This is a genomic window from Rhizobium sp. L9, from assembly GCF_002531885.1.
Taxonomy (GTDB): domain Bacteria; phylum Pseudomonadota; class Alphaproteobacteria; order Rhizobiales; family Rhizobiaceae; genus Rhizobium.
Genome location: NZ_NWSZ01000007.1, coordinates 199,508 through 224,253, shown reverse-complemented (window position 1 = coordinate 224,253; position 24,746 = coordinate 199,508). Strand labels below are relative to the sequence as shown.

Genomic DNA, 24,746 nt, shown 5'->3' with positions numbered 1-24,746 from the left:
ACGGTGGCAGAACCTGCTTTTTGCCGCATTGCTTCGCGAAATAGCGAAATGACGGCCGAGTTATAGAGGATTGCCGGTGAGCGATACGACGAACCAGAGCAACGATACCCAGGCGCAGAAGGGACCGATCATCCCGAAGTCGCCGAGCGAAGCCCTGCGTCCGGAACGTGTTCCCGAGCCGCCGAAACGCTCCAAGAACGCTCGCAGCCAGATCGTCCTTTTCCTGAACTTCATCATGACGATGACTGTGCTGGTCTGCGTCCTCGCCGTCATCGGCTTCTACTACGCGACCTCGACCTATCAGAGCCCGGGCCCGCTGCAGACCAACACCAATTTCATCGTCCGCAACGGTGCGGGTCTCGCCGAAATCGCCTCGAACCTCGAGCGCAACGCGATCATCTCCGATGCCCGCATCTTTCGATATCTGACGGCGACTCATCTTTCCGCCGGCGAGAGCTTGAAGGCCGGCGAATATGAGATCAAGGCGAGAGCCTCCATGAGCGATATCATGGAGCTGCTGAAATCGGGCAAGTCCATCCTCTATTCGGTGTCCTTTCCGGAAGGCCTGACGGTCCGCCAGATGTTCGACCGCATGCTGCAGGATCCGGTTCTGGAAGGCGACTTGCCGGCCGCACTACCGGCCGAAGGCAGCCTGCGTCCGGACACCTACAAATTCTCGCGCGGCACCAAGCGCTCGGAAATCATCGAACAGATGGCGGCGGCACAGCAGAAGCTGGTCGACCAGATCTGGGATAAGCGCGACTCCTCGCTGCCGCTGCGAACCAAAGAAGAATTCGTGACGCTCGCTTCGATCGTCGAAAAGGAGACCGGCATTCCCGACGAACGTGCCCATGTCGCTTCGGTGTTCCTGAACCGGCTTGGCAAGGGCATGCGCCTGCAGTCCGATCCAACGATCATCTATGGGCTGTTCGGTGGCGAGGGAAAACCGGCCGACCGGCCGATCTACCAATCGGATCTGAAACGGGACACGCCTTACAATACCTATGTCATCAAGGGCCTGCCGCCGACGCCGATCGCCAATCCCGGCAAGGATGCGCTGGAAGCCGTCGCCAACCCTTGGAAAACCCAAGATCTCTATTTTGTCGCCGACGGCACCGGCGGCCACGTCTTTGCCGCTACGCTCGAGGAGCATAATGCCAACGTCAAGCGCTGGCGCAAGCTCGAGGCCGACAAGGGTTCGGACCCGAATATCGCCGTCGATGGCCAGCCGGAAGAGCAGCCGGGCGACAATGGCGCGACTGTCGTGCCGCCGAAGAAAAAGAAGATCAACTGACAGTTTTCGGGAGGCTCGCATGGCTTTGCAGTCGATGACCGGTTTTGCGCGGCGCGAGGGAACGAGCGGCCGCTGGCGGTGGGCGTGGGAACTGCGCTCGGTCAACGGCAAGGGTTTCGACCTGCGCCTGCGCCTGCCGCCCGGTCTCGAACGCATGGAGGCGGAGGTCCGCCGCCTTGCCGGCGAAACCTTCAGCCGCGGCAACCTGCAGGCATCGCTGTCGGTCACCGCCGACGAGAACCGTTTCGAGGCAGTTCTGAACAAAGAGGCGCTCGCTGCCGTGCTCGCCATGCGCGAGCAACTGGTTGATGTGATCGATCCGGCGCCTTTGAAGCTCGATACGCTGCTTCTCGTGCGCGGCATCGTGGAGTTCCGTGAAGGCGAGGATGGCGAGGAGGCGCTTGCCGCCCGTGATACCGATATTGTCGCCGGCCTGCTCGCCGCGCTTGCCGATCTCAAGGCAATGCGCGCACAGGAAGGGGCGGCGCTTTCCCGCATCCTTCTCGATCATGTCGCGACGATAGAGAACCTGACGCGGACGATCGAGATGGATCCCTCACGTTCGCCGGCGGAGATCTCGGCCCGACTTGCGGCACAGGTGGCCTTGCTCATGGACGGCATGGCCGCCCTCGACCGTGACAGGCTGCACGCGGAGGCCGCTTTGTTGGCGACCAAGGCGGATCTGCGCGAAGAAATCGATCGTCTGAAGGCGCATATCGCCGCAGCGCGCGATCTCCTGGCGAAAGGCGGGCCTGCCGGGCGCCGACTGGACTTCCTTGCACAGGAATTTAACCGCGAATCGAATACCATCTGCTCGAAGTCGAATGCCTCGGCGGTCACCGCCGCCGGCATCGAGCTGAAAGTCGTGATCGACCAGTTCCGCGAGCAGGTCCAGAATTTGGAGTAGGACATGAAACCGGCGAAATCCTCGCCCGTGCAGATCGCCCGCCGCGGTCTGATGCTTGTCATTTCGTCGCCGTCGGGCGCCGGCAAGTCCACCATTGCGCGCACGCTTCTGGAGACCGACAAGCATATCGGCCTCTCCGTCAGCGTCACCACGCGCCAGCGCCGCCCGAGCGAAGTCGAAGGTGTGCATTACCATTTCAAGAGTGTGCGCGAGTTCGAGCGGTTGCGCGATAGCGACGCACTGCTCGAATGGGCCGAAGTGCATGGCAATTTCTACGGCACGCCGCGCGAGCCGGTCGAGCAGGCCATGGCCGAAGGCCGCGACATGCTCTTCGATATTGATTGGCAGGGCGCCCAGCAGTTGCAGGAGAAGATGTCGGCTGACGTCGTCTCGATCTTTGTACTGCCGCCGACCATGACGGAGCTCCAGTCGCGGCTGCATCGCCGTGCCGAGGATTCCGAGGAGGTGATTCAGACGCGTCTGGCCAACAGCCGCGCCGAGATCGCCCACTGGCGCGAATATGATTATGTCATCGTCAATGACGATCTCAACACCGCCTTCGACGCCGTCCAGTCGATCGTCAAGGCCGAACGCCTGCGCCGCGACCGCCGCCACGGCATGTTCGATTTCGTCCGAGAGCTGCTGGAAGAGACGCCGTCCCTCTGAGGCGCGTCCTCTGTGCGTCCACAAGGAAATGTGGCGCTAGACTAAAGGCTATTTGCGAGAAGGCAGAATTCTTCGATTGAGAGGGTCTCCGCCCGTCGCGCCGGATCAATTCCAGCCTTGATGAGCAGGCTCTCGCCGCCGAGTGGCTTCAGGCTCTGGCGCAGCATCTTGCGGCGCTGGCCGAAGGCAGCCTGCGTTACTTTTTCCAGATTGGCGATGGCGCACGGGATGGGGTTCGCCCTGGGGACAAGATGCACTACCGTCGAAGTCACCTTCGGCGGCGGTGTGAAGGCTTGCGGCGACACGTCGAAGGCCATGCGTGCCTCGGTCCGCCAGCCACAGAGCACGCCGAGACGGCCGTAATGGTCGTCGTCCTCGCCGGCAACGATCCGGGCGCCGACTTCCTTCTGGAACATCAGCGTGAGCGATTGCCAGAATGGCGGCCAGGCCCTTGGCAGCAGCCAGTTGACCAGCAGCTGCGTACCGACATTGTAGGGCAGGTTGGCGATGATCTTGACGGGTCCTTCCGGCGCCAGTGCTTCGAAATCCGTCTTCAGCGCATCGCCTTCGATCACCTCCAGTCGGCCTGGATAGTGGTCGGCGATCTCGGCAAGCGCCGGCAGGCAGCGCGCGTCCCGCTCGATGGCGATGACCTTCTTGGCGCCGAGCGCCAGAATCGCCCGGGTCAGCCCGCCGGGGCCGGGGCCGACCTCGAAAACGGTGGTCTCTTCGAGCGCGCCTGCGGTGCGGGCGACCTTCTGCGTGAGGTTGAGGTCGAGCAGGAAGTTCTGCCCGAGCGCCTTGCGCGCATCGAGGCCGTGACGCTGAATGACGTCGCGAAGCGGCGGCAGGCCATCGAGTGCTGCCATCAGCGGCGGCCTTCGGCGGTGCGGCCGAGCTGGGCGGCAAGCTTCAGTGCCGCAACCAGACTCTGCTCGCGCGCCAGTCCCTTGCCCGCGATGCCGAAAGCGGTGCCGTGGTCCGGCGAGGTTCGCACGAAGGGAAGTCCGAGGGTCACGTTGACGCTGTCGTCGAAACCGAGTGCCTTGGCGGGGATCAGCGCTTGGTCGTGGTACATGCAGATGGCGACATCATATCGCGCCCGCGCCTCGTCATGGAACATCGTATCGGCGGGCAGGGGGCCGATCGCGTCGATACCCTCGTCACGCAGTTGCTCGATCGATGGGCGGATGATGTCCTCATCCTCCGTGCCGATAGCTCCGCCTTCACCAGCATGCGGGTTGAGGCCGGCGACGGCAAGGCGCGGCGCGTCGATACCGAAGCGCTGCCTGAGATCCGCATCGGCGATCCGGCAGGTTTCGATGATCAGTTCGCCGGTCAGTGCTTGCGGCACATCGCGGACAGGAATGTGGATGGTAACTGGAATGGCCCTCAGTTTCGGTCCCGACAACATCATGACCGGCGTCACCGGCCTGCCGGTCGCCCTGGCGGCAAGATCGGCGAGAAATTCGGTATGGCCGGGAAACCGGAAACCCGCCTCGTAGAGCACGCCCTTGGCGATCGGATTGGTGACGACTGCGAGTGCCTCGCCGCCGATGACAAGCGAGACTGCTTTCTCGATCGCCGCGATCGTGCCCTTCGCCGTTGCCGCATGCGGCTCGCCGGCCACCACCTCAATGCCGGCCGGCACGCTCATGACGGGCAGAGCATCGGCAAATATGCCGGTGGCCTCGCCGGCCCTGTCGACCTCACGTATGGAAACCGCCAGATTGAGCTGGCGGGCCCGTAGAGCCAAAACATCCGGATCGCCGATCAGGAAAAAAGGCGGAAGCCCGAGTTCACGCCGCTGGAGCCAGGCCGTCAGGGTGATATCCGGTCCGATGCCGGCGGGATCGCCCTGGCTCAGCGCAAGCGGTCGTGAGAAGGGTATCGCCATCGTCGGTCAGCGATAGGCGATCTGCGCCTTCTTGCGCAGTTCGTCCAGGTATTTCTTGCTGTTTTCGTTTTCCGGTGGGCCGTTCTTGCCGGCCTTGGACTTGTCGAGATCCTCCTGGCGGAAGACCATTTCGGCGGCCTGGTCGTCGGAGACCTGGCGCTGGCTGCAGATCGCCAGATATTCGACGCCCTTCTCGGTAACGCGGGTGCCTGTCGTGTTGCCCTTGGCCTGCTCGACCAGAGGTTTCCAATCCGGCGGGATCTCGGGAGCAAGCATGCGGCCGAGATCGCGCACGGAAACATCGCGCATCGTTGCGGCAAAGGTCTTTGCCTGATCGCAGCCGGGGAATTTCGAGCGCGATGCCTCGGCCTCGCCCTTGCGCTTACCGGTGATGGCGCCGCGCTTGGCCTCAGGAATGACGAAGATGATCTGCTGCAGCATATATTCCGTCGTCACCGGCTTTTGCTTGTTGTTCTGCATCATGCGCGAGACGAGATCATAATTCGACAGCCGCGAGGTCGAGCCGTAGCGCGCATTGACGACGCGCGGCCAGCTCATCTGCACGGCGATGAAGCCTTTGAAATGGTCGACGCCGACGCCGGCGCGATCGAGGATCTGCGACATCTGTTCGACGGAAAGTTTGTTGCCGGCCGAAAAGCGTGCGAAAGACGCATCGACGTCCTGCTGCGAAACCGACATATGGACGCGGGCGACCTCCTGGCGCTTGAGCGTCTCGTCGATCAATTGCTCCGTGGCGGTCTTGGCGTCGGCCTTGGTATGCTGCAGGCGCAGGAAGGCCTGACGCTTGGCGACGTCGCCGCTGGTGATGGCTGTGCCGTTCACCACGGCCTGGACTCCGCTTGCCGCAAGCGCCGGGCCGGCAAGGCCCGTCAGCAAAGCGATCGCTGCGCCGGCGAGAAAGGCGGTTATGGCTTTTTTCGCGTCAATCATCTGTTGACCTCCCAATAGCGCCGCGAGACTTTGATCGCGGCGTCCTTACCACAGTGCGAGACACGCGGAAATCGCTTCCATCGCGGCGCGAAACTCCTATGCCTCGGATATCGACTGGCGGCAATGTCCTGCACAGGCTTACGGCGAAAGAATGACTTGAGGCCATGTTTACGCCGTCCGCCGGCTAGTTGGAGAGAGTATCGGTGCCGATCTTGATGTCGCCGAGCGTGCGGAACGTCAGCCGCGCGCCGATCGTCCAGTCGCTTGCCGACTCGTCGTCGGAATCCCTGCTATCCGTATAGGTGATCGTGAAGATCGTGCATTCGTCCTCATACGAAAGGCCGAGCGACCGGCGGCTGATCACGTCGTTGTTCAGATCCCAGGCGATGCCGCCGAAGATCGACCAATAGTCCTTGAACTTGACCTTGCTGCTGGTCTGGATCTCGTCGTTGTCCTCGGCGAAGCCATAGGCCGGCTGAGCGCTGAGATGCGTGTAAGTCACCTGCGTCTGGAAGGTGTCGTTCTGGTAGGCTGTCGTCAGGTCGCCACGGCGAAATTCGAAATCCTTCTCGTCGAGCCGGTAGGAGGCCGCAACGGAAACACCATACGGCGTTTCGACGCCGCCGAGGCCGACATAATCGGAGCGGTCGGTTTCGAGGCCCGAATCCGCGCCGACATTGACGAGGTCATCGGTCGCGAACGAGTTCTGGCCGGCGATCTGATAAGACTGGCCGAAAATGCCGTGCAGCTTGTAACCGCTGTCGAACGTCCCGGTATACTGGAAGCCGACATTGGCGCGGGTGCCGCCTTCGACGCGGTCGTAACCAGAGAATTTATCGCGGTCGAAGAGCGAGGTGGCATCGAAAACGAAACTCTGTGCATCCTCGTTCGGCAGCCGGCCGGCGAGCTGCTCGTCGGGGCGCGCATAGATCTGGACGATCGGCTCCAGAATATGCGTGCTGTTATCGGTCGTCATCAGGATCGGATACCGCATCTCCAGCCCGGCGGTGAACATCGAGCGAGTGGCGGATTCGTCGTCAAGATAATTGCCGGCGTAACCGGTCGGGTCGTTCATGTTCAACGCGAAAGCGTCGCCGCGCGCGGCCAGAAGCGGCGTGATCACCAGACCGGTCGGCGTGACATAGGTGCGTTTCCATTGAAGTTCGGCCGTCAGACGCGAAGTCTGGCCCTTCAGGCCACGGAACCGGTCGAATCCGTCGACGGTATAGAAGTCGTCGTGTGTGCGCGAAATATTCGTCAGGTTGACGTCCGCAGAAAGTTCACCGCCTGCAAGCGGCTGAGGCGCGACATAGTGATAATCAAGCGCGGGATAGACGATGGCCTGCTGCTTTTCGGCCGTGTTCGTCCGATCGGCATCCTGGACGTCGAAATAAAACGCCCGCATGTCGAAATAATTCCGTTTCCCGAGCCCCGTCAGGTAGATCTGGTTCGTGCGATCGGTGCTGCTCAAGCCGCGCAGCTTGTAGGTTTTCGAGAAATTGTTGTCGCTCTGCACCATGACGTCCCAGCCGAACGTCCAGCGCGGATTGATGCGGAACTCCGCCTTTGACGCCACCATGCCGCGCTGCTCGGCTTCGGCATCGCTGGTGCCCGAGCTGAAATTGTCCGGCTTTGCCTGGTCGATGCCGGCGACGCGCAGGATATGCGTGCCGTTTTCGAATCGCTGACGGAATTCGCCTTCGACTAGGAAGCCCTGGGCCGTGTAGCCGGTCGCCGTGACCGTCGCATCCATGCTCGGCGAGATCACGTAATAATAAGGAATGGAAAGGCCGAAGCCGAGGTTCTGCGACAGGCTCATCGTCGGGAACAGGAAGCCGGACTTGCGCTTCACCGTATTGTCGGGAACCTCGATGAACGGCACGAAGGCAATCGGGTAACCAAGCAGCTCGAAGCGCGCCCGCTCCAGGCGGATCGTATGGGTTTCGCCATTCTGGATCACGCGCTTGGCCTTGACCTGCCAGAACGGTGCGCGCTTCGGATCTTCGGCGCAGGGAAGGCAGGCGGTATAGACGCCCTTGTTGAGAATCATCTTCGTGCCGCCGACCCGCTCGCCGCTTTCGGCGACGATACGCGTATTGTCGGAAGTTTCGATGCGCAGCGAGTTCAGGAACCCGTCGGCGAAATTGTCGGTCACGTCTAGGTTGTCGGCATAGATGCGGTTGCCGTCCGGACTGACGAGCTCGACATTGCCGAGCGCCATCATCCGGCCCGTCTTCTGGTTGTACTCGACCTTCTGCGCGACCATTTTGTAGCCGCCATAGTTGATCTGCACGCCGCCGATCGCCGACACGAGTTCGGCGTCACGGTTATAGACGAGTTCATTGGCCGAAAGCAGAAGCTTGGCCCCTTCGGGAATCTTATTCTCGATATTTTGTTCAGGCGTGTTGGCCTGGCCATAGGAGGCCGGGGCGCTGCCGAAATAGGAACATAGAGCCGCACCGACAAGCAGGGCAACCAACTGTTTACTAAAATACTTGCGGTCGCCTACCGCCACTAGCCGTCCTCCTGATGAAGCAAAATAGTCGCGCCCAAGGCCAACGCGACGACAACCGGTATCCAGGTCGCCACGAAGGGAGGCACGACTCCACTGCTTCCGAATGCTTTAACAAGCACGGTGACGACATAAAGCATGAAGCCTGACAGGATTCCACCCAGAATCACGGAGCGGGATTGGTTGAACCGGCTAAATTTTAGGGACACTGTTGCAGCAATGAGAGTCATGGCCACCAGCAGCAATGGCTGAGACAACAGGGAGTTGAATTGCGTCTCCAAGGCCTTGGTCGAGATGCCGAAGGATTTGGCCGCCGCAATGCGATTGGAAAGGTCAAAGAAACCAATTGTTTCCGGCGCTGTCAGCCGCTCCTGAACGAAATCCTGTTTCAGATTGGTGCGAAGTTGGACCGAAGCTTTGCGCAGTGGGATTTCGCCAGGCTTGCGCTCGACGACGCCGTTAAGCTGCCAGTAACCATCTTCCAACTTTGCCGTGGCGGCATCCTGTCTCAGAATGACTCGGCCGCTTGAATCGAAATGGATCAATACGGCGTCGATCAGCTTGGTTCCGTTCTCCTGGACCGTCTGGGCGCCTATGATGACATCGTCGCGGCCGCTGATCTGGCGCAGCCACGGAATCTGCGGCGCCTTGCGCAGAACCGCGTTTTCGCCACGCCAGTCGGACTCGACCAGCAGCGCCTGGCGCTGTCCCCAGGCGGCAAGCGGGTTGAGCGCCGTCATCGTCAGCACGCCGAGTGCAATTGAGCCGGCGATGAACGGAAACATGAATTGCCAGACCGAGATGCCGGCCGCGCGCGTGACCACGAGCTCATATTTCCGATTGAGCCCGATCAGCACCGTCATGCCGACGAAGAGGGCGACGAAGGGGATTGTCTGCTGCAGGATGAGCGGCAGGCGCACGGCGGTCATCACGATGCCGCCGCCGATCGTGTAGCCGGGCAGGCCGGACATGCGCCCAGCCGTCTCGCTGAAATCAAGCAGGAAGGCGATCGCCGATACGCCGATCAGAAACCAGCAGGTCGTCGCCAGATAACGGCGAAAGAAATAACGCGACAATGTCCCGAACATCATTGGGCCGCGCCCCCGCCGGACCTGCTGGTCGCGGTAAGCAGTCTTTCCTGCATGCGTCTCCAGGAAACCGATATCCGGTCCCAGACGAACGAAGGCATGACCAGTCGCTTGTGCAGGCCGAGGAAGATGATCGAGATGATGCTGCTGACGATCGGGATGGCGTAGAGAACCGCGATATATTCCGGATCGGTGTCGATTTGGTTTGCCGCGTAGAAAGCAGCCCATCGTAGCGCGAAAGCATAGCCGAGCGCGCTCACCATCGGATGCAGCCGAGCCTCCCGGTGCGAGCGCGCGTCGCCGGCGATCGCCAGTGAGAACAATGCAAAGACGACGGGCAGGATCCAGTCCGTCAGCCGTCGATGCAATTCGGCGCGGTAGCTCTGGGGGCGGATCGTATAGTCCTTGTCGTTCGGATCCGGATTGAACAGGAACCACAGGTCACGGTCGCTGGCTTTCAGCGTCGCCTGACCGCGGCTCTCCGTCATGTCGGAGAGGTCGAAGGAATAGGAATCGAAATTGATGACCGAGACGTTGCCGTCGGGCGTTTTGCGATGCACCTCGCCGTCGTGCATGATCAGCGTCGTGCCGGTATCGTCGACGGCGCCCTCCTTGGCGTAATAGATGAGCTCGTAGGCCGGGTCCCGCTCGTCGGCGACGAATAGGCCCTTCAGCATCCGCCCCGCCAGGCGTTGTGAGATCTGCACATAGAGACCTTCGTCGAGCTTGCGGAAGGTCTTTTCTTCGATAACCGAGGAGAGGAGATCGGCGTAGGTTTCGGCGATCATCTGACGCGCCACCGTCTTTGCCCGTGGCTCGACGATGTTGTCGACGAAAAAGGAAAAGACGCTGATGACGGCGGCAAGCAGCAGGATCGGCCGGACCAGAATGGTTCGCCGTGCCCCGGCCGCGTCGATGACGGTCAGCTCGGAATCGTTGTTCATCGTCGTCAGCGTCTGGGTGATGGCGATGACGAGCGCGAAGGGCAGCACCACGGGAATGATCGACGGCAGGATCATCGTCGCCAGCTTGGCAAACGAGCCGATCGACTGGCCGCTGTCGGTGACGAGATTGATGCGCTGCAGGACCTGTGTCGTCCAGATGATTGCCAACACGGGCAGGAGCGCCACGAGAAACATCTGGCCGACGCGCCGCAATATGTATGTCTCGAGTAGTTTCATGCCGGCCCTTGAAAGCACCTGCACGCCAAAACGGCTTGCAGGAGAATCCCTCTACGCTCTTTGTCGCGCTTTTGCGACAAGCAGGTGTCAAAAATTCATTCAATTTTCAGAATTTTTTTGGCCCTGTTGCGACTCAGTTAACGCCAGCAGCGCTGCGAAGATGACAAGCGAGGAGAGCCATCCGAGCGTCACGTCGGAAAGATAATGCGCGCCGAAGGATAGACGCATGGCGGGCGTCAGGAGCGAGATCGCGGCGACCGGTGGCACCAGCGCATAACGCAGCGATTTCGGGACGAAGAGCAGAAGGCAGAACAGCCATCCAGCGCTCGCCGCCTCGCCGGACACGAAGGAGCAGTTCGAGACGCATTTGCCGGCAAGTGAGCCGGCCTCGACAAAATGCAGGCTCCCGCCGAAAATATCCGTCTGCACCGGCCGCGGCCGGCCCCAATGTTCCTTCAGGATAACATTGACGAGCAGCACCGGCCCGATCAGCAGCGTTCCGAGCGCGACCTTGAGCTTACGCGCCCGCTCGGCGTTGAAGGTCGCGCCGTGCTGCTGGTAGCATTCGATCAGCTTCCACGCCATGACGATCGCCACGACGTAAGGCAGGCGGAAGAAGATGGTTCGCAGCAGGTCGAAATTCCCCGAGTCGCGATAGGGAAAGCCGCCGCAGATGCTCCCGGCAGCGGCAGTCGCGTCACAATCTGCGCCCACAAAAAAAAGCTGGGAAAAATAAATGTCTATTCCAGGGAAGGCGCGAAAGATGGCAAGCAGCGCCCACCACGCCCAGAACAGAAACAGGAATGCACCGAAAGTCGTTTTCGGCAGGCGGATCACAGGGCCCTGCCATCGATTTTTCGAAAAAACTGTCAACGCGAATATCTACGAAACTGACGAAAACACGAGAGCCTGGACGGCCGCGGGCGACCTTAACAATAGTCGCGAGCCATTGACAGACCCGCCAAACGCGAAATTATCCGCCAGGGACGGATTTCAAGAATCCCAGCGGAGAAGACATGTCAGCAAAGTTCGAAATTTCATTCTCGAAGTCGGCAAAGCTCAATGGCGGGCTCGCGATCCTGCTGAAAACTGCGGAGGCCGACAGCGCCGCAGGCACCGAAACGGCTGATCCGGCAGGCGTGATCGCCAAGGCTGCCAAGATCGCTCGATTCTCCGCTAAATCAATGGCCGCGCTTGATATTGTCGCCCCGGAAGGAGCCCCCGTCGAGCGCATCGTTGTCGTCGGGCTTGGCAAGGCCAGCGAACTCACCGCTCACGACTGGCTGAAAGCCGGCGGCGCCGCGGCGTCGAAAATCAAGAATACCGACAAGGCCGCCATCTTCATCGACGTGCCCGGCCTTGAGACGAACGCGCGCGCCGCCGCTGATTTCGCGCTCGGCATGCTGCTGCGCGCCTACAGCTTCGATGCCTATAAGACAAAGAAGAATGATGACGAGGAAAAGCCGGCAAAATCCGTTAAGGTGACGATCGTCACCGCCGATGCGACCGGCGCCAGGAAGGCGTTTTCCGATTCCGAAGCGATCGCAGGCGGTGTCAATCTCGCCCGTGACCTTGTCAACGAACCGCCGAACGCGCTTGGACCTGTCGAGTTCGCCGCCAAGGCGAAGGAACTGGAAAAGCTGGGCGTCGAGGTGGAGATCCTAACAGAGAAGGAAATGCGCCGTCTCGGCATGGGTGCGTTGCTCGGCGTTGCGCAGGGCTCCGTGCGTCCGCCGCGTCTGGCGGTCATGCAGTGGAAGGGCGGCAAGAGCAAGGACCGTCCGGTCGCCTTCATCGGCAAGGGCGTCGTTTTCGATACCGGCGGCATTTCGATCAAGCCGGCCGCCGGCATGGAGGATATGAAGGGGGATATGGGCGGTGCCGCCGCCGTGACCGGCCTTATGCACGTGCTCGCCGCCCGCAAAGCCGCCGTCAACGCGGTCGGCATTATCGGCCTGGTCGAGAACATGCCCGATGGCAACGCCCAGCGCCCGGGCGACATCGTCACCTCCATGTCCGGCCAGACGATCGAGGTGATCAACACCGATGCCGAAGGCCGCCTCGTGCTCTGCGATGCGCTCTGGTATTGCAATGATCGCTTCAAGCCACAGTTCATGATCAATCTGGCCACCCTGACCGGTGCAATCGTGGTGGCGCTTGGCAACGTGCACGCCGGCCTGTTCTCCAATGACGACGAGCTTTCGGCACAGCTGACGGCGGCCGGCCTTTCCACAAACGAGAAACTCTGGCGCCTGCCGCTCGGCAAGGATTATGACAAGCTGATCGACAGCAAATTCGCCGACATGAAGAACACCGGCGGCCGCCAGGCCGGCTCGATCACCGCGGCGCATTTCCTCAAACGCTTCGTGCAGGAGACGCCTTGGGCGCATCTCGATATCGCCGGCACGGCGATGGGCTCGCCGCAGGATGAGATCAACCAGTCCTGGGGTTCCGGTTTCGGCGTGCGCCTGCTCGACGAGCTCGTTCGCGCGCATCATGAATCCCGATGACCGACGTTCTCTTCTATCATCTGACCGAAACCAGGCTGGAAGACGCGCTTCCACCGCTCCTCGACAAAAGTGTCGAGCGCGGCTGGCGCGTCGTCGTCCAGACGCGCGAGGCGGCGCGGCGCGATGCACTCGATGCGCATCTTTGGACGTTCCGGGAGGAGAGTTTCCTGCCGCATGGGACCGACGACGGCGATTTTGCCGAAAGCCAGCCGGTGCTTTTGACGGTGACACCGGACAATGCCAATGCGGCGACGGTTCGTTTCATTGTCGACGGTGCCGAGCCGCCGCCGGCCGATGCCTATGAGCGCGTCGTCTTCATGTTCGACGGTCACGATCAGGAGCAGTTGGAAACTGCCCGCGCGCAATGGAAGAAGCTGAAAGGCGAGGGGCATAACCTCACCTATTGGCAGCAGACACCGGAAGGGCGGTGGGAGAAGAAGGCTTGAGCGGGTCCTTGCCGTCGGAGCCGACAGGCAAGGACCTCAAATGGCTCAGTCGTGGAACGCCTCGACGAATTTCCGCTTGCCGAGCATGAAAGCATCGGCGACGTGGCGCAGGGGTGCGAGGTCGACATCCGATTTGCCCGCCTTGATGATCTCAGCGAAGCGGCGATAGAGCGAAGGATATTCCTGTTCCGGTTCGGCGAATGTCAGCGTGCCGTCGATGGAAAGCTTGGCGCCGCCCTCTGAGAGGACCATCTGGCCGGCTGCCGTTTCCGCAACGATGTCCCAGCTCTGCTTGCCAGTCTGGCGCCAGTCGAATTCGGCATGAACCGGCAGGCCGTCTGCATCGCGGAAGTGAATGTCGGCGGCGATCGGCGCATCACGATTTTCTGGGAATTCCAGCACAGCCCCGGTGATGAAGACCTGCCGCGGCAGGATATGGGTGACGATCGAAAGCGCATTGATGCCGGGATCGAAAACGCCGAGGCCGCCGGCCTGCCAGATCCAGTCCTGGTTCGGATGCCAGTGGCGGACATCCTCTTTCCAGATCACATGCACGCTTTTGATCGTCGTCGAAGCAAGAAAAGCCTTGGTGGATTCGACGGCCGGCGCATAACGCGAATGCCAGCTGGCAAACAGCGACGCACCCTGCTTGTTCGCCAGCGCCTCAAGGTCGGCCACTTCGCTCAGCGTTGCACCCGGCGGCTTTTCCAGGAAGACATGCTTGCCGGCAACGAGCGCCTTGTAGGCGGCTTCATAGCGGTATTGCGGCGGCATGCAGAGCGACACGGCATCGATCGAAGGCTCGGCGTCGAGCATCGCGTCGATCGTGGTGTAGCTGTTGATGCCTTCGACCGTGCCGTGACGGCTTGCCGTGGCGACGAGCTTGAAGTCCGGGTTCTTGGCGATGGAAGGGAGGTGCTGGTCGCGGACGATCTTGCCGACGCCGACGATGGCGAGTTTGATAGGGGACATGTGTTTCGCTCGTGCCTGTCTGAAAAGTATGATTTATTGGGCGTGTTGTAGCAGAAAGAAGAGCGCCGACAAGCTCTGCTCCTCCATTCCTTTCTATCCTATCGCATGATGGTTTCGCGAAGGAAGCTGTAACCCATCGCCGCGCGGGCGGCGCGCTCCTCGGAACTGCCGTCGCCGCCATGCCCGCCTAAGCCGAATTCGTGGAAGAGCAGTTGATGTCCCGCTTCCTCCAGCCGCGCAGCAAAACGGCGTGCGTGCGAGGGATGCACGCGATCGTCATTGCTGGAGCTTTCAATATAGATCGGCGGATAAGTGACCTCGCTGGCCGGCCGGATATTGTGAAGCGGCGAATAGCCGAGCATGAATTCCCTGTCCGCCGGCGTATCCGGATCGCCATATTCATCCATCCACGCCTGGCCGGCGCTGAACAGGTGGAAGCGTGTCATGTCGAGCACCGGCACCTGGCACCAGACCGCGCCGAAGTCATGCGGGTAGCGCGTCAGCATCACGCCCATCAGCAGGCCGCCATTGCTGCCGCCCTGGCAGGCAATCCGGGATGGCAGGGTGTAACCGCGAGCGACGAGATCGCGGGCGATGGCGACGAAATCGGCAAAGGCCCGGTCTCGCCCCTGCCGCTTGGCGCTGCGATACCAATCAGGCCCGAATTCACCGCCGCCGCGGATATAGGCCTGCACATAGGCGCCACCTTGCTCTAGCCAGCGGCCGGTTACGCCGGAGTAATTCGGCGACAGCGAGACGTCGAATCCGCCATAGCCGTAGATCAGCACCGGCAGTGCGCCATTGGTCCACTGCCGCGGCAGCACCAGCCGGTAGGCGACCTTGGTTCCGTCCTCGGACACAGCCTCCAGCAGTTCCGACGACATATCAGTCGCATCGAAATAGCTCGGCGCCGTCGCTGTGAAGATCGGTTCGGGCTCTCTGCTGCGATCGGAGAGTTCGAGACGGTAACAGGTCGGCGGCTGCAGGAAACCCTGGCCGACGATGTGGAGTGTGTCGTCGCCATGATTCAGATCCGCATAGAGGGGCCTGAGATAAGCCGTCTGCATCTCCGCCGGCAGTGCGATTTCCCGCTGTTCGGCATTTACCTTTGTCAGGTCGAGCACCATAAGACGTGGGCGCAGCCGGTCGGAAACGATGAACACGCACCATTCGCGCATCAGCATCATCTGCGCGACGGACTGACCTTCGTCGGGCTGAAACAGGATTCGCTCCGGCCCCAGCAGCATCGTCTCCGAACTGGGGTCGAAGCGTTGGAGCACCAGGCTGCCGGTCGCAACGCGCTCCTCCGTCTTAGCCCGCCAGAGGCAATGATTATGATTGAACTGAAAATCGGCTTCCTCGGGCAGATCGATGCGCCGTTGCGCGCCATCATCGGCAATGAGGAAAGCGCTGGCCACGCCGATTTCATGGCTGGCGACGAAAATGTCGATCAGCCCGGTATCTGTCGAACCGCCCGATAGGGCAGGGTCGATGACGAGATTGAAGCCATAGACATCCTCATCAGCGGCTTCGAACATGATAGCGGCTTCTTCCGGCCGCTGCCCGCGCTTCAACCGCCGCCCGACGCGCGGCCATCCCGAGCGGGTCGCCGAAAATCGGTCGATCGAACCGAAGTAACAGATCTCGTCGCGGCTGAGCCACGTGGCATGCGACCGCGCGGCGGGCGTGTCGAAACCGCCCTTCACGACCTGTTTGCGTTCGGCGTCGAATTCGAGCAGGCGGATGAGGTCGGAACCGCCGTCCGAAAGCATGAGCAGGATGCGGGTCGGTTCCCACGGGCAGGTGACGGCGCCGCGCCAGTTCCAGCGCTTGCCTTCGCCGGCGCAGAAGGCATCGAGATCGAAGACCGGCTCCCAGGCTGCATCGGGCAGGGGAGCCTGGTCCGCCGGCAGGCGGAGCCAGACGCCGAGCGGATTGTCCTTGCTCTGCCGGAAATCGAACAGCCAGCCCCCGCGGCGCATCGGCACGATCAGCCTGTCCTGCCGCTCGATAAGCGCTTTGATCGCGTCGCGATCTTCGCCAAATTGCTGCGTTCTCAATGCCGCGTCGGAGAGCGCATTGTGTTCAGCGATGAACTGGCGGGTCCGCGGATCTTCGTCCGTTTCGAGATGAAGGTTCATATCTGAGCTGCCGCTTGCATTGACGTCGCCCAGATCTAGGCAGCCGGCTCCGCCTTGGCAAGGCGCGTTAGCGGGTCATCACCATATCGGCCGAGGCGACGAGATCGTTCGGTACCTGCGGCTTCTTGAACTTCAGCGTCACGACTTTGTAGCCTTCGGCTTCGAGTTTCGAAAGCAGGGTCGGCAACATCCTCGCGGTGCGCTTGTGGATGTCGTGCATCAGAACGATGAAGCGGCCGCGCTTGTGCAGCAGGTTCATCGTCCGTTGCGTCACGGACAGGGGTGTGCTGGTGAAATAGTCCTTGCTGTCGATGTCGACATCCATGACGACCATGTCGCGCATGGCGATAGCGGCGCGCAGCCTCTGGCTCTCGGCGAGATAGGGGAAGCGGAAGAAGGAGACGTCTGTTCCCGTCGCCTTGGTCACCGCCAGCTCGCCCTTGAGCACCTCGTCCATTGCCGCATCGAAGCTCAGCGAGGTCAAGTTGGCATGGTCATAGGTGTGACTGCCGACCGCATTGCCCTCCATTGCCACCTTGCGCGCCAGCGCCGGATGCATCTCGGCCATCTCGCCGACCATCATGAAGGCGCCCTTGACGCCGAACTGGTCGAGAATCGCCAGCACTTTGTCCGTCCGGCCGGGGATCGGGCCATCGTCGAAGCTCAGGATCACTTCCTTGTCGTTGAGCTTGAAATCGGCAAGCGAGGAGACCTCCAGCGTCCGTCCAGAAAGGTGATGCGGGCCGGCAAAGAGCGGCGTTGCATCATCATTGGCGGGCTTGCCGGAAGGCATCCGTCCCTCGGGCGCAACCACCGAAGCGGTTTTGATCGAGGTGTCGGGAGCTTGTCTGGTCGTGCTGCAGGCGGAGAGGGCGGCCGCAAGGGCGATGCAGGAAAGGACGAAAAATCGATGCATGGAAAGGGCTCAACAAATCAGTAATGAATGTTGAGACAACCTTTCGAATTATGGTTAACGATCGGTTGAGATCGGCAGGAATTCTCGTAACGCGTGGCAGTCCGCGGGTTCCCTAAAAGACTGTGGCTATCCTGCCATTGCCTCTTCATATTCGGACGACAGCATCAGCCACTCTTCCTCGGCAGCAGTGAGTTTTGCCGCGGCCTCGCCGCGCTGTTTTGCCTTTTCGGCGGCTTTGGCGGGCGTCTTCTCATAAAGAGTCGGATCCGCAAGCTCCGCATCAAGAGCCTGAATCTGTTTCTCCAGCTTCGCCGTCAAGGATTCGATTTCGTTGATCTTTTTCTTCAGCGGCGTCAGCGAGGCGCGCTTTTCCGCGTTGAGCTTGCGCTGGTCGGCCTTCGAAGTCGTATCGTCGCTGGTCTGCGGCCTGTCTTCCTTCTTTTTACCGGAACTGACGATGAGGTCGCGATACTCGTCCATATCGCCTTCGAAGGTGGTGACAGTGCCGCCGTTGACCAGCCACAGCCGGTCGACGGTCGCCTCGATCAGGTGGCGGTCGTGCGAGATCAGGATCACCGCGCCGTTGTAATCGTTCAGCGCCTCGATCAGAGCGCGGCGGCTGTCGATATCGAGATGGTTGGTCGGCTCGTCGAGGATCAGCAGGTTGGGCGCATGGAACGCGGCAAGCCCCATCAGCAGGCGTGCCTTCTCGCCGCCGGAAAGATCCTTGGCGGCGGTAGCCATCTTTTCGGTCGCCAGCCCCATCTGCGCAACGCGGGCGCGCACCTTGGCCTCCGGTTCGGCCGGCATCAGCCGGCGCACATGTTCCACCGCCGACTGCTCGGGGATCAGATCGTCGAGCTGATGCTGGGCGAAAAAGCCGATCTTCAGGCTCGGTGCGAGCTTCACTTCGCCGCTCTCCGGCGCCAGTCGCCCTGAGATGAATTTGGCGAAGGTCGACTTGCCGTTGCCGTTCGAACCGAGCAGGGCGATGCGATCGTCGTTGTCGATGCGCAGGTTGAGGTTCTTCAGGATGGGCTTGCCGGGCTCGTAGCCGACGGCGCCGCCCTGAATTGCGACGATCGGCGAGGCCGGCTGCTTCTCCGGCTCGGGGAAGGTGATCGGCTGCACATGATCCTCGATGACGGCAGCTACCGTCCCCATCCGCTCGAGCGCCTTGACGCGCGATTGCGCCTGCCGGGCCTTGGAAGCCTTGGCCTTGAAGCGATCGATGAAGCTCTGCAGATGTTTGCGCGCTGCCTCGTTCTTCGCCCTGGCCTTCGTCTGCAGCTCGTCGGCTTCCGCCTTCTGCCGCTCGAACTGGTCATAATTGCCGCGGTAGAAGGTGAGCTTCTTCTGGTCGAGATGGACAATGGAATTGACCGCATTGTTCAGGAGATCGCGGTCGTGGCTGATAATGATGACCGTGTGCGGATAGCGGCGGATATAGTCCTCCAGCCACATCGTGCCTTCCAGGTCGAGGTAGTTGGTCGGCTCGTCGAGCAGAAGCAGGTCCGGCTCGGCAAACAGCACCGCGGCGAGCGCTACGCGCATGCGCCAGCCGCCGGAGAAGGAGGAGGCGGGGCGGGCTTGCGCCGCCTTGTCGAAGCCGAGGCCGGCGAGGATGCTCGCAGCCCGCGCCTCGGCCGAATGGGCATCGATATCGACGAGGCGCATCTGGATTTCGGCGATGCGGTGCGGGTCGCTTGCCGTTTCTGCTTCGGCAATCAGGGCCGTACGTTCCTTGTCAGCGGCAAGCACGATCTCGATCAGGGAATTCTCGGTTCCCGGCGCTTCCTGGGCCACCTGACCGATACGCGCCGCCTTCGGAATCGACACCGATCCGGTCTCCGAGCCGAGATCGCCGGTGATGACGCGAAACAGCGTGGATTTGCCGGCGCCATTGCGCCCGACCAGCCCCGCTTTCGTGCCCGAAGGCAGCGAAACGCTGGCATTGTCGAGAAGCAGGCGTCCGGCGATGCGGGCGGAAATGTCGGTAATTGTGATCATGGCCGGCTTTTTGGCCGAAACCGCCCGGCAAGGCAAGACCGCTTATCCCCCGGCGAGCTCGCTCGTCCGGCCGCGAGCTTGCTCGCCGCACCGACAGCGGTCATACGCCTCAGCGGCCGAAAGCTTGCACCGGCAGGCGGCGGTTCGATTTCGCGGCAAGCAGCGCGACCCGGGCGTTGGCCTGGAGGTGTCCCGGTGTCGCCGCATCGGCGCTGAGCGCCACGCCGACCGAGATGGTCAGCCTGCCGCTGTCATCCTTGTCTGAGGTGGCGAAGACGAGATTTTCTTCGACCGAGGCGCGCAGGCGCTCGGCGATAGCAATCGCATCCTGCATGCCGACATTGGCAAACAGCAAGGCGAATTCGTCGGCCTCTGTGCGCGCGACGAAGTCGTTCTTCTTCACCGATTTCCGAAACAGGGCGGCAAGCTTCTTCAAGAGCTTGTTGCCTGCCTGAGTGCCGTATCTGTCGTTGAGCTCGGTGAAATCGTCGATATCGACCATGATCAGCGCGCTGCCGGCGGCACCCTCTTCACGTTCGTAGAGTTCGGTAATCTGCCGGTTCAGCGCGATGCGGTTCGCAAGGCCGGTGATCTTGTCGGCGACGGTGGCCGATTGCATCGCCGAAATGCCGCGCTCCAGCGTGTCCAGCTTGTTGATGTCGTCCTGGAGTCTGGCGCTGATTTCCATCTCCGCCGACATTACAGTTGCAAGCGAGGCGGAGAGGTAATCGACCTCGCCGATGAAGGCGGCAAGGCTCTGGTCCTCATGACCGTCGACAGATCTCAGGATCATGCCGCAGGCGCGGGCAAAGGCGTCTCTGTGCCGCAATCCTTCGGCAAGCCTTTCCGCCACCGCGCGCAGCGTTAGGCTGGCCTCGTTGCGCGACGTCTCGCCCGCCAGTCCGCAATGGCCGACAAGCCGGTATTTCAGTCCGAGTTCGTCGAGCATCGCCTGTTGCGGCTGCGGTCCGAGCGCGGCGATATCCTGCGCAAGACCAGGATTGTGCCCGATGATGGCCTCATGAAAGAGTTCGTAGTTGCGCGGCAGCGCGGCAACGTTGAGCCGCGCCATGTGATGCGCGATCTTTTGGATATCCGTCATTGGCCCTAGGCGTACAGCCTCGCGCGCCACCAGTGCGTTTGTGCTTGCATTCTGCATGACGATCCCTCGCGCCCGGCCTCATTTGTCACTTCCGCTATGCTCTCAAGCTTTTAAAAGAAGCTGAACTTGCGAAGGGAAGCGCCGGATTGGCGATGGGAACCGGCGAAGGCGGTTAATTCAGTCTTGATGAAGCCGTTGCCTCACAGCACTCGCGGCCTTCGCTGCGCAGAAAATAGATAAGGTCCAGCCCGAGGCTAGGTTTGCCCAGCGCCGTCAGCATCATGTGGCACTGGCCGCGGTGATGCGTCGGGTGATTGAAGAGGTGCGCGAGCGCGCTCGACAGCGGCTGAGTGATGTGGATCGGCTGCGTCACCGGGACGTACGTGAAGTCGCCGGCGAGGCACGCCTCATCGAGACTACCCGTCCAGGCAATGATGCGCTCGTCCTCCGCCTTGCGCGCGGCTGCAAGCGCGTCCAGCTCTTCGAAAAGTACGGCATCGAGGGTCACCGGCGCTTCGCCGATGCCGGTGAAGCGCTTCATCCATATGCGGTCGGCGACGAGCAGGTGATTGAGCGTGCGATGCAGCGAGCCGAAAAACGCGCCGCTGTCGCTGCGGAACTCCGCCTCGCTCAGTTCGGCCGCAGCCGTATAGACTTGGGCATTGGCCCAGCGGTTATAGGCCGCGAGCATCCTGAAATGTCTAAGCATATGGTCCCCTGGCGTTGTTGGCGCAGTCTAGCCGCTTTCCCGAGAAATCCGAGTGATGGCGCCATGAAAATTCCTGATTTGATCGCGTTCGCTTTCTGTCATCGAATGCAGGCAGATCAGACCTCGAAAGGATTGTCATGACTAGAGCCCTTTATTCCCTCTGCGGCGCCGACGAACGGCGCTTCTTTTCGCCCCATTGCTGGAAGGCGGTGATGGGGCTCGCGCATAAGGGGCTCGATTTCAAGGAGATCCCGACGACCTACGCCCGCATCCGCGACATCGGCGGCGGCGTATCATCGACCCTGCCCGTGCTCGACGATGATGGCCGGCTGATCTCGGACAGTTTTGCTATCGCCCTCTATCTCGAAGAGGCATATCCGGAGCGGCCGTCGCTGTTCAATGGCGAGGGCGGCAAGGCGCTGTCGCGCATGGTTGAGGGCTATTCACAGATGATCATCCACCCGGCGATCATGCGGATCGCCCTTCTCGATATCCACGCGATCCTCGACGAAGGCGACAAAGCCTACTTTCGTCAGAGCCGCGAGGCCAGGCTCGGCAAGCCGCTGGAAGTCTTTGCCGCCGACAGCGAGGCGGAGAAGGCTGCCTTCGGCGCCAAGCTGGAGCCGCTCCGTCACATGCTGAAGTTTCAGCCCTTCATCGGCGGGCAATCGCCGCTCTTTGCCGATTATATCGTCTTCGGCGCGCTGCAATGGCTGCGGGTGTCCGCAGGACTGGCCATGCTTGCCGCCGACGATCCCGTCATGGCCTGGTTCGAACGCTGCCTCGATCTCCACGAAAGCCGCGGCAGGACTGTGACAGCGGCGTGAAATTGCCGCCAGCCTCTTGTTTTCGGCCGTTGGGGCGGGTAAAGACCGCCCCACTTTTCCCGAGAAAACAGAGGATTTGACTATGGCGATTGAACGCACCTTCTCGATGATCAAGCCTGACGCAACCAAGCGCAACCTGACGGGCGCCATCACCAAGATGCTCGAAGATGCCGGCCTGCGCGTCGTCGCCTCCAAGCGCGTCTGGATGAGCCGCCGCGAAGCTGAAGGCTTTTACGCCGTTCACAAGGACCGTCCCTTCTTCGGCGAACTCGTCGAAGGCATGACCTCCGGCCCGACCGTCGTTCAGGTCCTGGAAGGCGAAAGCGCGATCCTCAAGAACCGCGAAATCATGGGCGCGACCAACCCGGCAAACGCTGCCGAAGGCACGATCCGCAAGGTTCACGCCCTGTCGATCGGCGAAAATTCCGTTCATGGCTCCGACGCTCCGGAAACGGCTGCCCAGGAAATCAAGTACTGGTTCTCCGACACCGAAATCGTCGGCTGAGGCCGCGCTTCGGCATTGCTGCGCAATGCGTTGAATTGACTCTCGAAAGCCGGGCCTCGCCCCGGCTTTTTCTATGTTGGGCACTTGTCGGTGTTCGAGAAATCGACGCTGCCGTCAGGCTTGAAGACCTCCGGGTTCTTGTCGTAAAGCGCGCCGACGACGAGCGGCTTGCTCGGCAGCACCGTCTGGTCGAGGTCGGAGCGGAACTCCGTCTTCAATTGCTGCAGCACCTTGCCGTCCTTGTCGACCAGCCGGACATTCACCGAATAGGGGCGGTCCTTGCGCACGCAGTGCAGGTTTTCGCTCTGCAGCGCGATCTTGTCGTCGATCGGGTAGATTTTCTGGTTCAGCACCAGCGGGTCGCCGCCTTGCGGGTTCTCGAATTCGGCGATGATGACCGAACCGTCGGGGATAGGACCTGTCTTCTTCAGCGTCAGCAGATAGGTGGCGCTCGCGACGCGATAATTGAAGACAAAAAGATGGCCGGTGACTTCGACGAGATTTTCGGCCTGGCGCTGGCAGGCGGACAGCAGAAGGCTTGTTGCCGCCGCTGTTACGATTAGACGTTTTCTCATGGCGTCTCCTCCTTCTTACGGCGATAGTGACGGTTCGCCTTGGCGCGGTTGCCGCAGATCGCCATGTCGCACCAGGCGCGGCTCTTGTTCTTGCTGCGGTCGATGAACAGCCAGCCGCAATTGCCGCAGATCTTCATGCGCTCGGGATCCGGCATGGCAATCAGCCTGAGCACCGAATGGGCGGTCGCCGCCGCCAAGCTTGCCGGACTTGCCTGGCGCAAGATCTTCGCTAGCGCCTCCAGCAATTCGGCCAGCAATTGGTCGTCGCCGCCATCCAGTATACGCTTGCGGAAGTAGCGGTCGATCGCCTCGCGCAGCGCGATAAAGCCGACTTCGTCTTGCGGCGCCACCGGCGCGATCTCACCGAACAAGGCCCGTTCGGCGCAGAATTCGGCGGCGGCGCGCGGGAAGTTGCGCATCTGCTCGCGGCTCGCGAAGCGGTCGACCCGCCGCTTTGGGTCGTCGCGAAGAACGACGCTGTTGGCGACATCGAGCGCCAGTGCGCCGCCGGCAAAACGGTGAGGGGTCCAGGAAAAGCTCATGAGGAAATTATAACTGGTGAAATAGGTTTTACCAGTTATAATTTGCCGACGCGGAGTCTTCGGAATGGCCTATCTTCTGCAACAACTGGCGAATGCGGTGCCGCTTGCCGCCCTCTATGCCGCGCTCGCCTTCGGTTATGCGGTTGCCTTCGGCGTGACCAAGCGGGCCGATATCACCTATGGGGCGATCTTCGCCTTCTCAGGCCAGATCCTGCTGCTTTTTACCGAGCTCGCCTATATCAGGTTCTGGCTGGTGCTGCCGGCTGCCATTGCGATCGGCGCGTGCGCTGCGCTTGTCTATTCACTGGCCGCGGGCATCTGGATCGGCCGCTCCATCATGCTGCCGCTGGCCAGCAAATCGCCGAACACCGTCATCGTTGCCGCGCTCGGCATCATGATCGTGCTGATGGAAACCGCCCGCCTTGCCGCCGATACAAGAGCGATCTGGCTGCCGCCGTTCCTGAACCAGGTTGTTGTCTTCTGGAGTGATGGTCCGTTCAAAGTGACTCTCACCTATATCCAGCTGATCGACACGGCGCTGATGTCAGCCATCGTCGCGTTCGGTGCGCTGATCCTCAGGCGCACGGCCTGGGGTCGCCTCTGGCGAGCCGTCACCGATGATCCGCTGGCCGCCGAGCTCTGCGGTACCAGCGCCAGCCGTGTCTTCCTTGTCGCCTATGCGGCAGCTGCTCTCGTCGCCACCCTCTGCGGCATTCTCGCCACCTTCTATTACGGTTCGATGGATTTCGGCGCGGGACTGATGTTCGGGCTCAAGGTGCTGCTGATCGCAGCCGTCGGCGGCTATTCCGATCCGCTGCGTTCGGCTGGCGGCGCTGCCGGGCTTGCCGTTGTCGAAACCTTGTGGGGCGCCTATGGCGCATTCGTCTGGCGGGATCTGGTGGTCTTCTCGCTGCTCGTCCTGCTTCTGGTTATGAGCCGCAGGGAGCGTGTGGTGCTTTAGAAATGGCGCATGATGTTAGCCGAAAACCGCGCAC

23 protein-coding genes are annotated in these 24,746 nt (G+C 61.4%); 8 read left to right on the top strand and 15 right to left on the bottom strand.

What is annotated here, in order from left to right; translation table 11 throughout:
• Positions 1-76 precede the first annotated feature (76 nt).
• From mltG to gmk, 3 genes are read left to right on the top strand one after another with little or no spacing between them, the layout of a single operon-like run.
• Entirely contained in the window at positions 77-1,294 is a 1,218-nt protein-coding gene (gene mltG / locus CO660_RS09395; protein WP_097598475.1) for an endolytic transglycosylase MltG, read from the top strand.
• Positions 1,295-1,313: 19 nt separating this feature from the next.
• Positions 1,314-2,201, top strand: coding sequence for a YicC/YloC family endoribonuclease (locus CO660_RS09390; RefSeq protein ID WP_097598474.1), 888 nt, complete (start codon positions 1,314-1,316; stop codon positions 2,199-2,201).
• A 3-nt stretch (positions 2,202-2,204) separates the two neighbouring features.
• Complete coding sequence (gmk, locus tag CO660_RS09385) at positions 2,205-2,867, top strand: guanylate kinase (RefSeq protein WP_064810043.1); 663 nt, start codon at positions 2,205-2,207, stop codon at positions 2,865-2,867.
• Between the two features lie 41 nt (positions 2,868-2,908).
• On the opposite strand, the gene rsmA is transcribed toward gmk, so the two are convergent.
• The 7 genes from rsmA to lpxF all read right to left on the bottom strand — a co-directional run bounded on the left by rsmA (position 2,909) and on the right by lpxF (position 11,369).
• Positions 2,909-3,736: a 16S rRNA (adenine(1518)-N(6)/adenine(1519)-N(6))-dimethyltransferase RsmA gene (rsmA, locus tag CO660_RS09380; protein ID WP_097598473.1), complete on the bottom strand. Its 828-nt coding sequence runs from the start codon at positions 3,734-3,736 to the stop codon at positions 2,909-2,911.
• Positions 3,736-4,764, bottom strand: a complete 1,029-nt coding sequence (gene pdxA, locus CO660_RS09375; protein WP_097598472.1) for a 4-hydroxythreonine-4-phosphate dehydrogenase PdxA — start codon at positions 4,762-4,764, stop codon at positions 3,736-3,738. Before pdxA ends, rsmA begins: the two co-directional genes overlap by 1 nt.
• Positions 4,765-4,770: 6 nt before the next feature.
• The gene (locus tag CO660_RS09370; protein ID WP_085777659.1) at positions 4,771-5,715 is read right to left on the bottom strand and encodes a peptidylprolyl isomerase; all 945 of its coding nucleotides are present in this window, start codon (positions 5,713-5,715) and stop codon (positions 4,771-4,773) included.
• Positions 5,716-5,899: 184 nt separating this feature from the next.
• Positions 5,900-8,230 carry an LPS-assembly protein LptD gene (locus tag CO660_RS09365; RefSeq protein WP_097598471.1) on the bottom strand — a complete coding sequence of 777 codons (2,331 nt, stop codon included), beginning with the start codon at positions 8,228-8,230 and terminating at the stop codon, positions 5,900-5,902.
• Positions 8,230-9,318, bottom strand: a complete 1,089-nt coding sequence (lptG, locus tag CO660_RS09360) for an LPS export ABC transporter permease LptG (RefSeq protein WP_085777661.1) — start codon at positions 9,316-9,318, stop codon at positions 8,230-8,232. The genes CO660_RS09365 and lptG overlap by 1 nt, the downstream gene beginning before the upstream one ends.
• Positions 9,315-10,496, bottom strand: coding sequence for an LPS export ABC transporter permease LptF (gene lptF, locus CO660_RS09355; RefSeq protein ID WP_085777662.1), 1,182 nt, complete (start codon positions 10,494-10,496; stop codon positions 9,315-9,317). The genes lptG and lptF overlap by 4 nt, the downstream gene beginning before the upstream one ends.
• Positions 10,497-10,595: 99 nt before the next feature.
• A complete protein-coding gene (gene lpxF / locus CO660_RS09350) occupies positions 10,596-11,369 on the bottom strand; it encodes a lipid A 4'-phosphatase (RefSeq protein ID WP_097598470.1) in 774 nt (257 codons plus the stop codon).
• A gap of 143 nt (positions 11,370-11,512) precedes the next feature.
• Between lpxF and CO660_RS09345 the strand changes: the two genes are divergently transcribed.
• Positions 11,513-13,006, top strand: a complete 1,494-nt coding sequence (locus CO660_RS09345; RefSeq protein WP_097598469.1) for a leucyl aminopeptidase — start codon at positions 11,513-11,515, stop codon at positions 13,004-13,006.
• Positions 13,003-13,452 carry a DNA polymerase III subunit chi gene (locus CO660_RS09340; RefSeq protein WP_097598468.1) on the top strand — a complete coding sequence of 150 codons (450 nt, stop codon included), beginning with the start codon at positions 13,003-13,005 and terminating at the stop codon, positions 13,450-13,452. The genes CO660_RS09345 and CO660_RS09340 overlap by 4 nt, the downstream gene beginning before the upstream one ends.
• A 45-nt stretch (positions 13,453-13,497) precedes the next feature.
• Here CO660_RS09340 and CO660_RS09335 read toward each other — a convergent pair whose 3' ends face one another.
• The 6 genes from CO660_RS09335 to CO660_RS09310 all read right to left on the bottom strand — a co-directional run bounded on the left by CO660_RS09335 (position 13,498) and on the right by CO660_RS09310 (position 21,302).
• Positions 13,498-14,424: a Gfo/Idh/MocA family oxidoreductase gene (locus CO660_RS09335; RefSeq protein WP_097598467.1), complete on the bottom strand. Its 927-nt coding sequence runs from the start codon at positions 14,422-14,424 to the stop codon at positions 13,498-13,500.
• A 98-nt stretch (positions 14,425-14,522) separates the two neighbouring features.
• On the bottom strand, positions 14,523-16,565 hold the full coding sequence (locus CO660_RS09330) for a prolyl oligopeptidase family serine peptidase (RefSeq protein WP_097598466.1): 2,043 nt from the start codon (positions 16,563-16,565) through the stop codon (positions 14,523-14,525).
• 67 nt (positions 16,566-16,632) lie between these two features.
• Positions 16,633-17,481, bottom strand: coding sequence for a polysaccharide deacetylase family protein (locus CO660_RS09325; RefSeq protein ID WP_097598465.1), 849 nt, complete (start codon positions 17,479-17,481; stop codon positions 16,633-16,635).
• 126 nt (positions 17,482-17,607) lie between these two features.
• Complete coding sequence (locus CO660_RS09320; protein ID WP_097598464.1) at positions 17,608-19,491, bottom strand: ABC-F family ATP-binding cassette domain-containing protein; 1,884 nt, start codon at positions 19,489-19,491, stop codon at positions 17,608-17,610.
• A 109-nt stretch (positions 19,492-19,600) separates the two neighbouring features.
• On the bottom strand, positions 19,601-20,650 hold the full coding sequence (locus CO660_RS09315; protein WP_097598463.1) for a GGDEF domain-containing protein: 1,050 nt from the start codon (positions 20,648-20,650) through the stop codon (positions 19,601-19,603).
• A 115-nt stretch (positions 20,651-20,765) separates the two neighbouring features.
• Positions 20,766-21,302: a DinB family protein gene (locus CO660_RS09310; protein ID WP_097598462.1), complete on the bottom strand. Its 537-nt coding sequence runs from the start codon at positions 21,300-21,302 to the stop codon at positions 20,766-20,768.
• 137 nt (positions 21,303-21,439) lie between these two features.
• On the opposite strand from CO660_RS09310, the gene CO660_RS09305 reads away from it, so the two are divergent.
• Together CO660_RS09305 and ndk are read left to right on the top strand one after the other, a co-directional pair.
• Complete coding sequence (locus tag CO660_RS09305; RefSeq protein ID WP_097598461.1) at positions 21,440-22,129, top strand: glutathione S-transferase family protein; 690 nt, start codon at positions 21,440-21,442, stop codon at positions 22,127-22,129.
• Between the two features lie 82 nt (positions 22,130-22,211).
• The gene (gene ndk / locus CO660_RS09300) at positions 22,212-22,634 is read left to right on the top strand and encodes a nucleoside-diphosphate kinase (protein WP_097598460.1); all 423 of its coding nucleotides are present in this window, start codon (positions 22,212-22,214) and stop codon (positions 22,632-22,634) included.
• A 71-nt stretch (positions 22,635-22,705) separates the two neighbouring features.
• Here ndk and CO660_RS09295 read toward each other — a convergent pair whose 3' ends face one another.
• On the bottom strand, positions 22,706-23,209 hold the full coding sequence (locus CO660_RS09295) for a hypothetical protein (RefSeq protein WP_097598459.1): 504 nt from the start codon (positions 23,207-23,209) through the stop codon (positions 22,706-22,708).
• Entirely contained in the window at positions 23,206-23,751 is a 546-nt protein-coding gene (locus tag CO660_RS09290) for a CGNR zinc finger domain-containing protein (protein WP_085777674.1), read from the bottom strand. Before CO660_RS09290 ends, CO660_RS09295 begins: the two co-directional genes overlap by 4 nt.
• Positions 23,752-23,815: 64 nt before the next feature.
• Here CO660_RS09290 and CO660_RS09285 point away from each other — a divergent pair, with 64 nt between their 5' ends.
• The gene (locus CO660_RS09285; protein WP_097598458.1) at positions 23,816-24,712 is read left to right on the top strand and encodes a branched-chain amino acid ABC transporter permease; all 897 of its coding nucleotides are present in this window, start codon (positions 23,816-23,818) and stop codon (positions 24,710-24,712) included.
• Positions 24,713-24,746: the final 34 nt, after the last annotated feature.